Below are 13,559 nucleotides of genomic sequence, written 5' to 3'. Positions count from 1 at the left end.
TGGACGCCCCCCGACGGCGGCGAGCCATGCTGCGTTGCGGAACAGACCGGTCTGGCCCGCGTTCTGAACAAGGGTTCGGCCAGGAGGATCACATGTTCCGGATTCTATTGATTATCGCCGTGATCGCCATTGGCTTTGACGCGGTCGTTCATCAGGGCGCCTATACCCGCGAGATATGGGCAGGCATTGTCGGCCTGACCAACTCCCTGCTGGGCAGCATCAAACAGTGACATCCGGGTGCAATGCACTCAGGCGGCAGCACGCTCCTCGACGAGGGTCGCGATCGCATCCAGCATCTGCGTGTCATCGCCGGCCATTCCGTCCATCGCCGCCATACGAATGATGACGGTGGCCGCGACCATCTCCTCCACGGTATCCTCGGCATAGGCATAGAAGATCGTGGCGTGCTGACCGTCGCGATGGCAGCGGCCTTCGATCTGCTGGAGCTGGATCGCGCTGTGCCGCATGTCGTGGACGACAAGCGACCGCTCGCGCTCGCCACCGGGCATCTCGCCGCGATGCAGGGAGATCGACTCGGTCACGGTAAAGACGACGACGTCGAGCGCGCCGGTCTGGAAGGCAAGCTGCGTCTCTTCGTTGACCTGCCCGGTATGCCCGCCATTGATCTCACCGACCTTCCAGCCGCGCCCGCGCAGCGTCTCCGTCAGCATCGCGCTGGTCTCGAGAAAGGCGACGGAGATCGCGACCTGCTCGTCATTGCCGAGCAGGTCCTCGACGAAATCGGCGGTGCCTGGAATGCGCAGCAGACTCGCCTTCTGGCGGAAGCGCAGATCGGCCGCCCAGCCCGCCGGCTTGCGCGTCGAACCGCCGGCCAGGCCCAGCTCGCGGCGGAACTCGCGCCATGTCGCGTCGTAGAGTCGCCGTGCCGGCGCATCCAACGCAATCGGCGCCAGCTCGCGCTGCACCTCTGGCCAGCCGGCGATCTCTTCCGGCCGTCGGCGCAATCCGATCGCGTTGTCGCCGCGGTAAAGCAGGTCAGACATCACCTTCCGGTCGGCCTCGTTCAACTCCCAGCTCCAGTTCTTCCAGCGCCCCTTGGCCCGGCCGATCTTCAGACGCTTCATCAGCGCGCGAAAACCGTCGAGATCGGCGCTCGGAGCACCGGCGGCCTGGGCTAGCAGCGATCCGAGATAGGAGAGTTCGTGCGGGGACTGGCCCGCCGTCGCGCTCATATAAATGGCGAAGCGGGCCGCCGCGGCCATCTGGCGGCAGACCAATCCCTGCTGCGAGTTCGGATTGCGGATGCGATGCGCCTCGTCGATCACGACGATCGGCCAGACCCGCTTCGGCGTCCCGAGTTTGGCGAGCTCGTTGTTCTTTGCCCGCGTCGAGCGCTTCTTGCTGTCGGCGGGGGGCGCAAGCAGCGACTTCGTCCGCTCGAAATTCATCAGCGTGAGTTTCTTCGGCGGCAGGCCGGCATGCACGATGGTGCGCCGCCATTGCGGGATCGCGCCCTTGGGGCAAATCACCAGAACCTCGTCCTCCGGCATCGCGGCAACGGCGAGCCAGGCGGAAAGCGTCTTGCCGAGTCCGGTCAGGTCGCCGAGCAGGAAGCCCGGCTTGCCGGCCGCACGTGCCGAAAGGATCGCATCGCGCGCAACAAGCTGGTGCGGGTGCGGGATCATGACTTCCAACGGGATCACGCCTCTTCCGGTCGGCTTCGTCATGCGCCCTGTGCTTCCCTTGCTTCTGCAGGCTTAGCCGCCTGCCCTGCCCGCGGCGTCGCCGCAGCAGCCACGGCATCGGCGTTCTGCAGTTCCTCGATCAATACCGCCATGAAGTTCGTCACCAGCCGCGGCAGCACGCGGCCCGACATAGTCTGCACCTGCAGGCTGCGCGGCGGCAACTCGCCATCCCTGAGCGGCAGCGCCACCACCGAGCCATCGCGGACCGAGGCGCCGAAGGAAATGCTGCTGGCGAACATCACGGCGCCGCCGAGTTTGCAGAGATGTCTGAGGCTCGCGACATTGGTCGAGACCAGCACCGGGTCGACAGTCAGGCCCCGCGCCGAGAAGTAGATATCGACGATCCTGCGCACCGTCGCCTCGCCATCGAGCACCGCGATCGGATGGGCGAAAATGTCCTCGATATGGATCGGCGTCTTGGTCGCCAGCGGATGATGCGGCGCGACGAAGGCATAGGTCTGGGCCGCACATTGCCAGTTGATCGTGACGCCACGCTCAGGCTGCAGGACGAAGGTCAGGCCGATATCGATCGAACCGGTACGGATATGCTCGGTCACGACCTGGGGCGATATCACCTTGAGGTCGAAGGCAACATCGGGATGGCGCCTGCGGAAGGCGAAAATGACTTCCGGGATGAAGCTGACGGCAAAGCCCTCGGTGACGCCGAGGCGGATCAGGCCTTTGCTCGCGCTGCGCAACTCGCGGATTTCATTGACGATCTGCTCGCTCTCGAGTTCCAGGCGCTGGGCATAGGCGGCAAGCGTCTGGCCGGCCTGAGTCAGGATCATCCCGTGCGAGCGCCGCTCGAACAGGCCGGCACCAAGTTCCTTTTCAAGATTGGCGATCTGCCGACTGACCGCCGAACCGGCAACGCGCAGACGCTGCGCCGCAGCGCTGACGGAACCTGTTCGCGCCACGGCCAGGAAATATCGCAAGGCTGGAGTTTGCATGCTCGGGCTTTAGCGATGCGTTGCCAATTCGGCAACGATCCCTTCTATTCATTCTTATGGCGGCAAGCACTTTCCTTAGGCAGATTTCAAACTGCGTGCAGAGCGACGGATGGACCGTTGCCGCCCGTGGCTCCACCAAGACGAGCGACAACGCTGCGAGGGGAAGAAGTATGAGATTTGTCACGAAGGCCATCGCGTTGGCCCTGGCTTCGACGGCTCTGGCCGCGGCGGGATCGGCCACGCCGGCATTCGCCCAGAAGACCGCCAACACCGTCCGCTTCGCCTATGATCAGGCACCTGAGAACGTCGACCCCTTCTTCAACAACGTCCGCATCGGCGTCATCATCGGCGCCAATGTCTGGGACACGCTGGTCTATCGCGACCCGGTCACCAACGAATACAAGGGCCAGCTCGCCAAGAGCTGGAAGCAGATCGACGACAAGACCATCGAATTCGAACTCCGCGAAGGCGTGAAGTTCCACAACGGCGAGGAATTCGACGCCGATGACGTGGTCTACACCCTGAATTTCGTCGCCAAGCCCGAGAGCAAGGTCGTCACCCAGGGCAACGTCAACTGGATCGAGAAGGCCGAGAAGCTCGACAAGTACAAGGTCCGCCTGACCACCAAGGAGATCTTCCCGGCTGCGATCGAGTATCTCGCCGGCCCGGTCGTGATCCATCCGAACGAGTATTACGAGAAGGTCGGCCCCAAGGGGCAGAACGAGAAGCCGGTCGGCTCGGGCCCCTACAAGGTCACGAACTACGTCCCCGGCAAGTCGATCACGCTTGAGACCAACAAGGACTACTTCAAGGATTCGCCCAAGACACAGGCCAAGGTCGGCAAGATCGACATCCGCTTCATCCCCGACCGCCAGACCCAGATGGCCGAGATGCTGTCGGGCGGCGGCGACCTGATCATGCACGTCCCCAAGGATCAGGCCGACCAGCTCAAGACCGTGCCGACGCTGCAGGTCGTCTCCGGCGAGACGATGCGCATCGTCTTCATGCAGATGAACATCCTCGAGAACACGCCCTCCCCGGCGCTCAAGGACGAGCGCGTCCGCAAGGCGATCATCCACGCCATCGACCGCGAAGCGATGGTCAAGAACATCGTCGGCGACGGCTCGCGCGTCATCAATACGATCTGCTTCCCCTCGCAGTTCGGCTGCACGGACGAGGGCGCCCCGCGCTATCCCTACGACCCCGCCAAGGCCAAGGCCCTGCTCGCCGAGGCTGGCGTCAAGGACCTCACTCTCGACATCGTCGCCTATCGCGAGCGCAACCAGACCGAGGCGCTGATCGGCTATCTCCAGGCCGTCGGCATCAAGACCAACTTGCGCTTCCTGCAATACGCCGCGATGCGCGAGCTGATCGCCACCAACAAGGCGATGCTGACGCACCAAACCTGGGGCTCCTTCTCGGTCAATGACGTCTCGGCCAACACACCGAACTACTTCGCCTTCCGCAGCGAGGACATCACCCGCGATCCGCAGGTCCGCGACCTGCTGAACAAGGGCAACAACTCGGTCGCGCCGGAGGTCCGCAAGGGGGCCTATAAGGAGGCGCTGAAGATCATCGCCGACAAGGCCTATGCCGCGCCGCTCTATTCGCTGCCGGTCTACTACGTCGCGAACAAGGATCTGACCTTCAAGGCCTATCCAGACGAGCTCGTCCGCTTCTGGGAAATGAGCTGGAAGTAACACGCTCTCCGCTCCGATCGAGCGACGCGTCTTCCCGGATCGGCGCTGACTGCGCCGATCCGGGATCCATGCCAAAACGTCTCGAACAGGGATTCAGGTATGGATCCCGGCTGCCCGTTGCACTCCGGCCGGGATGACCAGGGATTCCGTTCCCCATGAACATCATTGGAAGCACCACGTGTTAGGCTTCATTCTCAAACGGCTGGGCCTGGCGCTGCTCGTCGCGCTTGCCGTCTCCGCCATCGCCTTCTTCCTGTTGCGCCTGTCGGGCGATGTCGCGGTCGCGATCGCCGGCGAAGGCGCGCAGCAGGCCGATATCGACCTGATCCGCGAAACCTACGGCCTGAACCGGCCGATCGTCGTGCAGTATCTCGACTGGCTCTGGCGGACGCTCTCCGGCGATCTCGGCACGTCGATCTATTTCAAGACGGACGTCGCCTCGCTGGTAATGGCCAAACTGCCGGTGACGCTGATCCTCGGCCTGACATCGCTCGCCTTCGCGCTGCTGATCTCGATCCCGCTCGGCGTGCTCGCTGCGATCTACGCCAATAGCTGGATCGATCGTGTGGCGCTGGCCATCGCCGTCGTCGGCCAGGCGATGCCGAACTTCTTCTTCGCACTGATCCTGGTGATGCTGTTCTCGATCACCCTGCGCTGGCTGCCGGTTTCCGGCTCCGATAGTTGGCTGCACTACGTCATGCCGACGGTGGCGCTCGGCTATTACGCCGCGCCGGCCTTCATGCGGCTGATCCGCGCCGGCATGATCGAAGTGCTCTCCGCCGATTACATCCGCACCGCCCGCGCCAAGGGCCTGCCCCCTGGCAAGGTCGTGTTCAAGCACGCGCTCCGCAACGCGGTCGTCCCCGTGGTGGCGCTCGCAGCTGTCCAGCTCGGCTTCCTGCTCGGCGGCTCGGTGGTGATCGAAACGATCTTCGCGCTCGATGGGCTCGGCTACCTCGCCTATCAGAGCATCACCTACAAGGATTTCCCGGTCATGCAGGTCGTCGTCCTGCTGCTCTCGGTCGTCTACGTCCTGCTGACGCTCGCGGCTGATATCGCCAATGCGTGGCTCGACCCGCGCATCAGGGTGGCCTGATCATGAGCGAAACCGCACTCTCTGCTCCCGACGCGCCCGAGCTTTCCGAAACCCGCAAGCTACTGCGCCGCATGCTCGGCCAGAAGGCCTTCGTCTTTGGCGTCGGCCTGCTGCTGCTCTTCATCGCGATCGCGCTGCTCGCACCGGTTCTGGCGCCGCACGATCCCTATCTGCAGAACCTGACGGCCCGCAATGTGCCGCCGTTCTGGTACGAGAAGGGCAACTGGGTTCACCCGCTCGGAACCGACCCGCTCGGACGCGACTATCTCTCGCGCCTGCTCTACGGCGCCCGGATCTCGCTGCTGATCGGCATCAGCGTCGTCATCATCTCGGGCCTGATCGGCACGACGATGGGCCTGCTCGCCGGCTATTTTGGCGGCCGGATCGACATGCTGATGACTTTCCTGGTGACGACGCGCCTGTCGATGCCGGTGATCCTGGTCGCACTCGCGGTCGTCGCCATCGTCGGCTCCTCGCTCTGGATCGTCATTCTGGTGCTCGGCCTGCTGAAATGGGACCGGTTCGCGGTCGTCATGCGCAGCGCGACCCAGCAGGTTCGCTCGCTCGATTATGTCGCTGCCGCACAGGCCGCCGGCGCCTCGACCGCGCGCATCATCCTCGGCGAGGTGCTCCCCAACATTGCGCCGCATCTCATCGTCGTCGCCACGCTGGAAGCGGCAAGCGCGATCCTGCTCGAAGCGGCGCTCTCCTTCCTCGGGCTCGGCGTGCAACCGCCCCTGCCCTCCTGGGGCCTGATGATCTCCGAAGCCAAGGCCTACATGTTCTTCTCGTTCTGGCTGATCGCCCTGCCCGGCACTGCGCTCGCCCTGCTCATCTTCGCGATCAACCTCGCCGGCGACGGCCTGCGCGACGTGATCTCGCCGGAGGGCCGCAACTGATGCAAACCTCTGACAATACAGTGATTCTGGAAGTCGATGGTCTCACCGTCGACATCGCCACGCCGCGCGGCCCGCTCCATGCCGTCCGCGACCTTTCCTTCAAGGTCGAGCGCGGCAAGACGCTCTGCCTCGTCGGCGAGTCCGGCTGCGGGAAGTCGATGACTTCGCTTGCAATCATGGACCTGCTGCCGAAGGCCGCGAAGCGCAGCGCCCGCAAGCTCGGCTTTGCCGGCGAAGACCTCGCCAGGGCTGGCGCCAAGCGCATCAACAGCCTGCGCGGCAACCGCATGGCGATGATCTTCCAGGAACCGATGACGGCCCTGAACCCCGCCTACACCATCGGCGACCAGATGACCGAGGCCTATCGCCTGCACAAGAAGGCGAGCGAGGCCGAAGCACGCGAACGCGCGACCCATCTGCTCGACAAGGTCGGCATCGCCAATGCCGCCCAGCGTCTCGGCCAGTATCCGCACCAGCTCTCGGGCGGCCTGCGCCAGCGCGTGATGATCGCCATGGCGCTGATGTGCGGCCCGGAACTGCTGATCGCCGACGAACCGACCACCGCGCTCGACGTCACCATCCAGGCGCAGATCCTGAGATTGCTTGCCGATCTCCAGCAGGAGCTCGGGATCGCCATGGTGCTGATCACGCATGATCTCGGCATCGTCGCGCGGATCGCCGACTGGGTTGGCGTGATGTATGCCGGGCAGATCGTCGAGGAAGGTCCGACGGAGGCAATCTTCCGCCAGCCGCGCCACCCCTATACGCAAGGGCTGATCGACTGCATCCCCGTCCCCGGACGTACCGAGCCCGGCGGCAAGCTCGGCGTCATCCCCGGTGTCGTTCCCTCGCTCGTCGGCGAGATCAGGGGCTGCAGCTTCCGCGATCGCTGCAAGCACGCGCAGCCCGCATGTGCCGAAACCCCACCCTTGCGCCACCGGCCTGACGGCCAGAGCTGGCGCTGCATACTGGAGGACGCAGCATGAGCGGCGCTCTCTCGACCAATAACCTGCCGCAATCCGAAATCCTGCTCGAAGCCCGCGAGCTGACCCGTTCCTTCTCGGTCAGCCAGGGCCTGTTCAAGGGCAAGCGCACACTGCACGCGGTCAACGGCGTATCGCTGGCGATCGCCAAGGGTGAAGTGCTTGGCATCGTCGGCGAGTCCGGCTGCGGTAAGTCCACGCTGGCGCGCATGCTGCTCGGCCTGCTGCCGCCGTCGAGTGGCGAGATCGCGCTCTCCGGCGAGAATGTCGGCAAGCTCGGGCGGCTCGGCATGGCCAAGCGGGTGCAACCGGTTTTCCAGGACCCCTATTCCTCGCTCAACCCGCGCCGGACGATTGCCTCGATCGTCGCGCTGCCGCTCGCCGTGCAGGGCATCGGCACAGCGGCCGAACGGCGCAAGCGCGCCATCGACATCCTCGAGAAGGTCGGCCTGCCAAAGCGCTTCGCCGACCGCTATCCGCGCGAACTCTCGGGCGGCCAGCGCCAACGCGTCGCCATCGCGCGTGCGCTGATCCTCAAGCCCGAGATGGTGGTCTGCGACGAGCCGACCTCGGCGCTCGATGTCTCCGTGCAGTCGCAGATCCTCAACCTGCTCAACGACCTTCGCAGCGAGCTCGGCCTGACCTATGTCTTCATCAGCCATAATCTCGTGGTGGTGGAGCATATCGCGACCCGCGTCGCCGTGATGTATCTCGGCCGCGTCGTCGAGTTGACCGACACCGCGTCCCTCTTCAAGGCGCCGCGCCATCCCTACACCAAGGCGTTGCTCGCCTCCGTGCTGACGCCTGAGCCGGGCAAGGGCATTCCGGAAACCGGCCTCGGCCTCACCTTCCCCGATCCGCTCAATCCTCCGCCCGGCTGCCCCTTTCATCCGCGCTGCCCGGCAAAGATGGCGCAATGCGCGACGGTGACGCCGAAGCTGCGCCAGGACGAAAGCGGGCTGGTCGCCTGCCATCTTTACGAACCCGCCGCCTCAGGCGCGACAGCATCCTGACATCCGAGGAGACGACCATGACCCGCGCCAAGGCGATTGCGCATGCGTATGACTATTTCGACAGCGGCAAGTTCAAGAGCGACCTTGCCCGCCTCGTGGCAATGCCGACAGAGAGCCAGAACCCCGAGCGTGCTCCGGTTCTGAGCGAGTATCTCGAGAAGGAAATGCAGCCGCTGCTGGAATCGCTCGGCTTCACCTGCAAGACGCTGAACCATCCGCGCGCCAAGGGCCCGTTCCTTTTCGCCGAGCGCATCGAGGACCCGAGCCTGCCGACGATCTTCGGCTACGGCCATGGCGACGTGATCCGCGGCCTCGACAAGCAATGGAGCGAGGGCCTCTCGCCCTGGACGCTGACGGAGCGCGGCGACCGCTGGTATGGCCGTGGCGTCGTCGACAACAAGGGTCAGCACGTCATCAACATCAACGCTCTGCGCGCCGTCCTCAAAACGCGCGGCAAGCTCGGCTTCAACGCCAAGTATCTGATCGAGATGGGCGAGGAATGCGGTTCGCCCGGCCTGCGCGAGCTCTGCACCGAGCAGAAGGAGCTGTTCAAGTCGGACGTGCTGATCGGCTCGGACGGCCCGCGCCTCAATGCCGAGCGCCCGACCGTGTTTCTCGGCTCGCGCGGCGGGGTCACCTTCGATCTGACCATCAATGCCCGCGAAGGCGGCCACCATTCCGGCAACTGGGGTGGCATCCTCTCCGATCCCGCAATCCAGCTGGCCCATGCCATCGCGTCGATTGCCTCGCCGACAGGCCAGATCCGGATCCATGAATGGGTGCCGAAGGAACTGCCCGAGCCTGTGCGCAAGGCGCTCGCCGATTGCGAGGTCGATGGCGGCCCGGACGGCCCGACAATCGATCCGGAATGGGGCGAGCCCGGCCTCTCGCCCGCCGAGCAGGTTTTCGGCTGGTGCTCCTTCGACGTGCTGGCGATGAAGTCCGGCGTGCCGGAAACCCCCGTGAACGCCGTGCCGCCGAGTGCCTGGGCTCGCTGCCAACTCCGCTTCGTGGTCGGCATCGATCCGCAGGAGGTGCTGCCGGCGCTCCGTCGTCACCTCAAGCGCCACGGCTTCGGCATGGTCGAGGTCACGCTCGCCCGTGACGAGATCTTCAACGCCACCCGTCTCGACCCCGAGGATGCCTGGGTGCACTGGGCGCTCGCTTCGATCGCCAGGACCACCGAGAAGAAGCCGGCGCTGCTGCCCAATCTCGGCGGCTCGTTGCCAAACGACATCTTCTCGGAGATCCTGGGCCTGCGCACCATCTGGGTGCCGCATTCCTATCCCGGCTGCTCCCAGCATGCTCCCGACGAACACCTGCCCGTCGCCATCGCGCGCGAGGGGCTTGGCATGATGGCGGGCCTTTACTGGGATCTCGGCGACGGCAGCACGCCGGCGCTCTGAGCTCTATTCGACGGGCTTGGGCGGCGGCCTGTCGGGCGGCAGATCGAATGGCGTTGCCGGAGGCCTCTCCGGGGGCGCATTCGGCGGCAGCTCCGGCGGCGGATCGCGCGGAACGCCGACCGGCTCCTCCTCCGGCGGTGATTCGACCGGTGGAGCCGGCGGCACTTCTCCCGGCGTCAGTGGCGGTGCCTCCGGCGGCGGAAACGGCGGCTGCGGCACGCCCGGCGAGTTGAGCCAATCTGCAGTCGTCGCGGACATCACGAACTCCTTGTTCGATCATCAACGCGGCGAAGCCGCGAAGGTTCGCGGCGCGGATCGTCGCGGGCCGGGAACAACGGCCGCGACTGCGACTTATTCCCGCGAATCCTCGAGTTTGAGGGGAATTGCCGGGAACTGAGGAGACATGAACAAGGCAGACCGGCCGCGCGAAAACCCCGCCCGCCTCGGCGACGAGCGGATTGCCGAATCAGCGGCCAATACCGACAGCCAAAATTGCGTAGCCGAGCGCACGCCGCGGACGGCCCGCCATGGGACCAACCGCTCCGAAAGCGCAGCTCACGACCCGGTCGATAGCACTGGCGCCGCACGACAGAGCGCGGAGGAACTGCCTCCCGATCAGGGCCCCGAAGAATCTCCGGACTCCGTCCCTGCCTTGGTGCCGGATCCGTTTCCTTCCGAGGATTGATCGTCCCTCGGCGACCGTCCCTGCACCCAGCGCTCGAGCGAATGGTCGATGACCAACAAGGCGAGCGCTATGGCCGTGCCGGTCAGCGCCACCCGCCAATGCCCAAGCCCAGCCGCAGAACCGAGCGCCGCCGTGACCCAGACGGCAGCCGCTGTGGTTAGCCCATGCGGCGTGCGGTCGTTCTCACGCCGAATGATGACGCCCGCTCCCAGGAATCCAATGCCGGTCAGGACGCCTTGCACGACGCGGCTCGCGGCATCCGGATGGGGCGCCCCATAGAGCTCGCCGCTGAAAATGGCCGCCGCCGCGGCCGCGCCGACACCAACCAGCCCGAAGGTGCGGATGCCCGCGCTCTTGTGGCTCAGCGTCCGTTGCCAGCCTACCGCAATGCCGGCAAGCGCTCCGCAGAGGAGTTTCAGGAGAATGTCGAGTTCGGTCAGCATGCGAGGCGGCTCCGACGACGCGGCGAAGCCTCCTTTCTCTACCCACCGGGAGGACCGATCAACAGTGCGCTCGTACCCTCAACCAGCGTCAAGGAGGTGACTGCCCAAAGGCAGGCAGCGTTTTGCCGGAAAGACTTGTCCGGCGTCGGATTGGCGACACCCCGAGTCAAACCGACCATTTGCTGGAGAACAATAGCGCCGTGATGCCAATTAACGAGGCATCACGTGAATTAAAGTAATTGCCGTTGATTTGTGCGCAATGCCCATATTACAAGCAGCGCTCCCGAACGATTGGACCAGCGCGGGCAGCGTGAAACTCTTCAGTCCCATTCTCGCCGGCGCCACGATCTCGGAACGTCTGATCGCCTGTGCGGGTGCATTCGCCGCCATCGCGTTGACCGCTGCAACCGGTCTTGTCTTCCCGGCCCCTTCTCCGCTGGTTGTCGCACCGATTGGGGCCTCCGCGGTCTTGATCTTCGCTGTTCCGACAAGTCCTCTCGCCCAGCCCTGGCCCGTCATCGGCGGCAATGTCATCTCGGCCTGCGTCGGTCTCTGCGTCGCTTGGGCCGTTCCGGACGTCACCCTCGCCGCGGCGCTCGCTGTGGCGCTTGCGATCGCCGTCATGTCGGTCACACGGTCGCTTCATCCTCCGGGCGGTGCGGTTGCATTGACTGCGGCACTTGGTGGTTCCGCTGTCGCCAAATGGGGCTATCTGTTCCCGCTGATTCCGGTCGGGGTGAATTCTCTCGCCTTGGTTGCGCTCGGCGTGGCATTTCATGCTCTCTCGCGCCGCTCATATCCCCATCGCGTAGCGCGAAGCGAGCTGAACAAGCTCCCGAAGGGCGCAACTCCGCCCTTCAGCGCTGCGGATATCGACGAAGCCCTGTCGCAAATGGGCGAGACCTTTGACATCGCTCGCGATGATCTGGATCGGTTGCTGCAATATGCGGAGGCAAATGCTGCACGTCGGCAAGCCCGAACATCCTGAACGTCAGCCGACATCGACTGCTGGATTGCACCGCCGCCGACCTCGTTTATTGCTATAGGGCGCTTCGGTTGTCTCGCCATGCTCGGCGTCGCGTCGGCGCCCCCCGCATCCTGGACCTGGACTGAGTCATGCTGAGCGCGCTTCCGCGGATCGATCTTGTCGGCGGCCCGACGGCGCTCGAGCCAATGCCCCGCATCGGCAGCGTGACCGGGCATCCGCAGCTTTGGGTCAAGCGCGACGATTGCATGCCGCTGGCCTTCGGCGGCAACAAGGTGCGCAGTCTCGAATTCTGGATCGGCGAAGCGCTCGCGCAAAAGAGCGACGTGCTGGTGGTGGCTGGCGCCCTCCCCTCCAACCAATGCCGGCTGGCCGCGGCGGCGGCGGCGAAAATCGGCCTCGACATGCTCGTGCTCTATGCGGCTGACGCATCGGCTCCCCTGCGCGGCAACGCCCTGCTGACGGAACGACTGGGAGCGGAGATCCGGATGCTCGGACCAGTTGGCGAAGGGGAGCGCGGGCGGTTGGCACGGCAGGCAGTTGCCGAACTCGAGGCCGCGGGACGCCGGCCCTATCTCATTGGCGATCCGGTTCTGGGAGCGTTGGGCTATGTCCGGGCGGCGCAGGAGCTTTCCGAACAAGCCCAAGCGCTGAACCTCGACCTACGGCACATCGTGCTTCCTGGCTCGATGGGCGTGACGGAAGCGGGAATGATCTTCGGCGCGGCCATTCTCGGACTGCCATGGACCTTCCATCTCATCAGCGTCGAGTACGACGCCTGCACCCTTCGGCGCCGTCTCGACGACATTGTCGGCGACCTTACTGGACTTGTTGGCCGGGCACCGCCGCCGGATTGTCTCGACCACGTCCGAATCGACCTCGGACAGCTCGGCAATGGATACGGCTCCCCCACGGCAGCATCGGTTCAGGCAGCGGCTCTCTTTGCCCGGTACGAGGCGCTGGTACTTGAACAGACCTACGTAGCCAAAACCTTCGCCGGACTTCTGATGCAGGTGGAGAACGGCGTCATTCCTCCCGATGAAGCGGCCTGCATCCTGCACACCGGCGGTACGCCGGCGATTTTCGAGCAGAGCTGTTCTGACTGATCCGGTCCCCGCATGCGGGTCCGTCAGCGGCATGCGCCCATCCGAGCACACCTTCGACCAGCGGATAGCGCATCTGGAGCCTATGCCGCGTGTTGGCCGTGCACGGTTCGCAGTAAATTGTCCCGTAGCCTGACCACCGCCTGCTGCACTGAAGTCGACTCATCGCCGAGACCACCGGCGTCCCAGAGGCTCATCCCGCGCGCCCGTTCGCGGATGCCGCGTCCCTCGGCCGTGAGACTGACGAGCACCTGGCGCTCATCCGCCGGGTCCCGGCGGCGGCGGACATAGCCCAGGGCCTCGAGCTTCTTGAGGATCGGCGTGAGCGTATTCGATTCCAGGAACAATTTCTCGCCGAGGCTGCCGACGCTTTGGGTGTCCTGCTCGGAGAGCGCCACGATGGCGATGAACTGCGTGTAGGAGGTGAGCCCGAGCGCCTCGAGGATCGGCTTGTAGGCACGGCCGAAGGCCAGGTTCGCGGAATAGACCGCAAAGCAGAGGAAATCGTCCAGCCCGGACGTGTCGGAGTCGTGAGAAGCGGCGGATGACATGACGGTGGCCTCGCGGGGTCGTGATCGTTCAACATCACA

14 protein-coding genes are annotated in these 13,559 nt (G+C 64.9%); 9 read left to right on the top strand and 5 right to left on the bottom strand.

Features of this window, described 5'->3' with window-relative positions; genetic code table 11:
* The first annotated feature begins 92 nt into the window (after positions 1 to 92).
* Positions 93 to 230 carry a hypothetical protein gene (locus tag FG93_RS32965; RefSeq protein WP_161783853.1) on the top strand — a complete coding sequence of 46 codons (138 nt, stop codon included), beginning with the start codon at positions 93 to 95 and terminating at the stop codon, positions 228 to 230.
* Between the two features lie 18 nt (positions 231 to 248).
* Here FG93_RS32965 and FG93_RS20100 read toward each other — a convergent pair whose 3' ends face one another.
* Positions 249 to 1,688, bottom strand: coding sequence for an SNF2-related protein (locus FG93_RS20100; protein ID WP_052513969.1), 1,440 nt, complete (start codon positions 1,686 to 1,688; stop codon positions 249 to 251).
* On the bottom strand, positions 1,685 to 2,656 hold the full coding sequence (locus FG93_RS20095; RefSeq protein WP_043237561.1) for a LysR family transcriptional regulator: 972 nt from the start codon (positions 2,654 to 2,656) through the stop codon (positions 1,685 to 1,687). The genes FG93_RS20100 and FG93_RS20095 overlap by 4 nt, the downstream gene beginning before the upstream one ends.
* A gap of 170 nt (positions 2,657 to 2,826) precedes the next feature.
* Between FG93_RS20095 and FG93_RS20090 the strand changes: the two genes are divergently transcribed.
* The 6 genes from FG93_RS20090 (at position 2,827) to FG93_RS20065 (ending at position 9,753) form a co-directional block, all read left to right on the top strand.
* Entirely contained in the window at positions 2,827 to 4,356 is a 1,530-nt protein-coding gene (locus FG93_RS20090) for an ABC transporter substrate-binding protein (RefSeq protein WP_043237559.1), read from the top strand.
* Between the two features lie 178 nt (positions 4,357 to 4,534).
* Positions 4,535 to 5,452 (top strand): ABC transporter permease, encoded by a 918-nt coding sequence (locus FG93_RS20085; protein WP_043237557.1) that lies wholly within the window; start codon positions 4,535 to 4,537, stop codon positions 5,450 to 5,452.
* Between the two features lie 2 nt (positions 5,453 to 5,454).
* Positions 5,455 to 6,351 (top strand): ABC transporter permease, encoded by an 897-nt coding sequence (locus FG93_RS20080; protein WP_052513967.1) that lies wholly within the window; start codon positions 5,455 to 5,457, stop codon positions 6,349 to 6,351.
* On the top strand, positions 6,351 to 7,337 hold the full coding sequence (locus tag FG93_RS20075) for an ABC transporter ATP-binding protein (protein WP_043237552.1): 987 nt from the start codon (positions 6,351 to 6,353) through the stop codon (positions 7,335 to 7,337). Before FG93_RS20080 ends, FG93_RS20075 begins: the two co-directional genes overlap by 1 nt.
* On the top strand, positions 7,334 to 8,347 hold the full coding sequence (locus tag FG93_RS20070; protein ID WP_043237549.1) for an ABC transporter ATP-binding protein: 1,014 nt from the start codon (positions 7,334 to 7,336) through the stop codon (positions 8,345 to 8,347). Before FG93_RS20075 ends, FG93_RS20070 begins: the two co-directional genes overlap by 4 nt.
* 17 nt (positions 8,348 to 8,364) lie before the next feature.
* A complete protein-coding gene (locus FG93_RS20065; RefSeq protein ID WP_043237547.1) occupies positions 8,365 to 9,753 on the top strand; it encodes a M20 family metallopeptidase in 1,389 nt (462 codons plus the stop codon).
* A 3-nt stretch (positions 9,754 to 9,756) separates the two neighbouring features.
* On the opposite strand, the gene FG93_RS32960 is transcribed toward FG93_RS20065, so the two are convergent.
* Both FG93_RS32960 and FG93_RS20055 read right to left on the bottom strand, forming a co-directional pair.
* On the bottom strand, positions 9,757 to 10,011 hold the full coding sequence (locus FG93_RS32960; protein ID WP_043237544.1) for a hypothetical protein: 255 nt from the start codon (positions 10,009 to 10,011) through the stop codon (positions 9,757 to 9,759).
* Positions 10,012 to 10,368: 357 nt separating this feature from the next.
* On the bottom strand, positions 10,369 to 10,881 hold the full coding sequence (locus FG93_RS20055) for an MgtC/SapB family protein (protein ID WP_043237541.1): 513 nt from the start codon (positions 10,879 to 10,881) through the stop codon (positions 10,369 to 10,371).
* 310 nt (positions 10,882 to 11,191) lie between these two features.
* On the opposite strand from FG93_RS20055, the gene FG93_RS20050 reads away from it, so the two are divergent.
* Together FG93_RS20050 and FG93_RS20045 are read left to right on the top strand one after the other, a co-directional pair.
* Positions 11,192 to 11,869 carry an HPP family protein gene (locus FG93_RS20050; RefSeq protein WP_052513966.1) on the top strand — a complete coding sequence of 226 codons (678 nt, stop codon included), beginning with the start codon at positions 11,192 to 11,194 and terminating at the stop codon, positions 11,867 to 11,869.
* A gap of 128 nt (positions 11,870 to 11,997) precedes the next feature.
* Positions 11,998 to 12,972, top strand: coding sequence for a pyridoxal-phosphate dependent enzyme (locus tag FG93_RS20045; protein ID WP_043237538.1), 975 nt, complete (start codon positions 11,998 to 12,000; stop codon positions 12,970 to 12,972).
* A gap of 80 nt (positions 12,973 to 13,052) precedes the next feature.
* On the opposite strand, the gene FG93_RS20040 is transcribed toward FG93_RS20045, so the two are convergent.
* Complete coding sequence (locus FG93_RS20040) at positions 13,053 to 13,520, bottom strand: MarR family winged helix-turn-helix transcriptional regulator (protein ID WP_043237535.1); 468 nt, start codon at positions 13,518 to 13,520, stop codon at positions 13,053 to 13,055.
* Between the last annotated feature and the right edge of the window lie 39 nt (positions 13,521 to 13,559).

It is taken from the genome of Allobosea sp. LC85 (assembly GCF_000735605.1).
In the GTDB taxonomy this organism is placed as follows: domain Bacteria; phylum Pseudomonadota; class Alphaproteobacteria; order Rhizobiales; family Beijerinckiaceae; genus Allobosea.
This window is presented reverse-complemented; position numbering and strand designations above follow the sequence as displayed.

Coding starts and splice junctions, on each gene's coding strand:
- FG93_RS20055 (WP_043237541.1), bottom strand. CDS start 10,881: ATGCTGACCGAACTCGACATTCTCCTGAAACTCCTCTGCGGAGCGCTT.
- FG93_RS20045 (WP_043237538.1), top strand. CDS start 11,998: ATGCTGAGCGCGCTTCCGCGGATCGATCTTGTCGGCGGCCCGACGGCG.
- FG93_RS20040 (WP_043237535.1), bottom strand. CDS start 13,520: ATGTCATCCGCCGCTTCTCACGACTCCGACACGTCCGGGCTGGACGAT.
- FG93_RS20090 (WP_043237559.1), top strand. CDS start 2,827: ATGAGATTTGTCACGAAGGCCATCGCGTTGGCCCTGGCTTCGACGGCT.
- FG93_RS20095 (WP_043237561.1), bottom strand. CDS start 2,656: ATGCAAACTCCAGCCTTGCGATATTTCCTGGCCGTGGCGCGAACAGGT.
- FG93_RS20080 (WP_052513967.1), top strand. CDS start 5,455: ATGAGCGAAACCGCACTCTCTGCTCCCGACGCGCCCGAGCTTTCCGAA.
- FG93_RS20070 (WP_043237549.1), top strand. CDS start 7,334: ATGAGCGGCGCTCTCTCGACCAATAACCTGCCGCAATCCGAAATCCTG.
- FG93_RS20065 (WP_043237547.1), top strand. CDS start 8,365: ATGACCCGCGCCAAGGCGATTGCGCATGCGTATGACTATTTCGACAGC.
- FG93_RS32965 (WP_161783853.1), top strand. CDS start 93: ATGTTCCGGATTCTATTGATTATCGCCGTGATCGCCATTGGCTTTGAC.
- FG93_RS32960 (WP_043237544.1), bottom strand. CDS start 10,011: ATGTCCGCGACGACTGCAGATTGGCTCAACTCGCCGGGCGTGCCGCAG.
- FG93_RS20100 (WP_052513969.1), bottom strand. CDS start 1,688: ATGACGAAGCCGACCGGAAGAGGCGTGATCCCGTTGGAAGTCATGATC.
- FG93_RS20075 (WP_043237552.1), top strand. CDS start 6,351: ATGCAAACCTCTGACAATACAGTGATTCTGGAAGTCGATGGTCTCACC.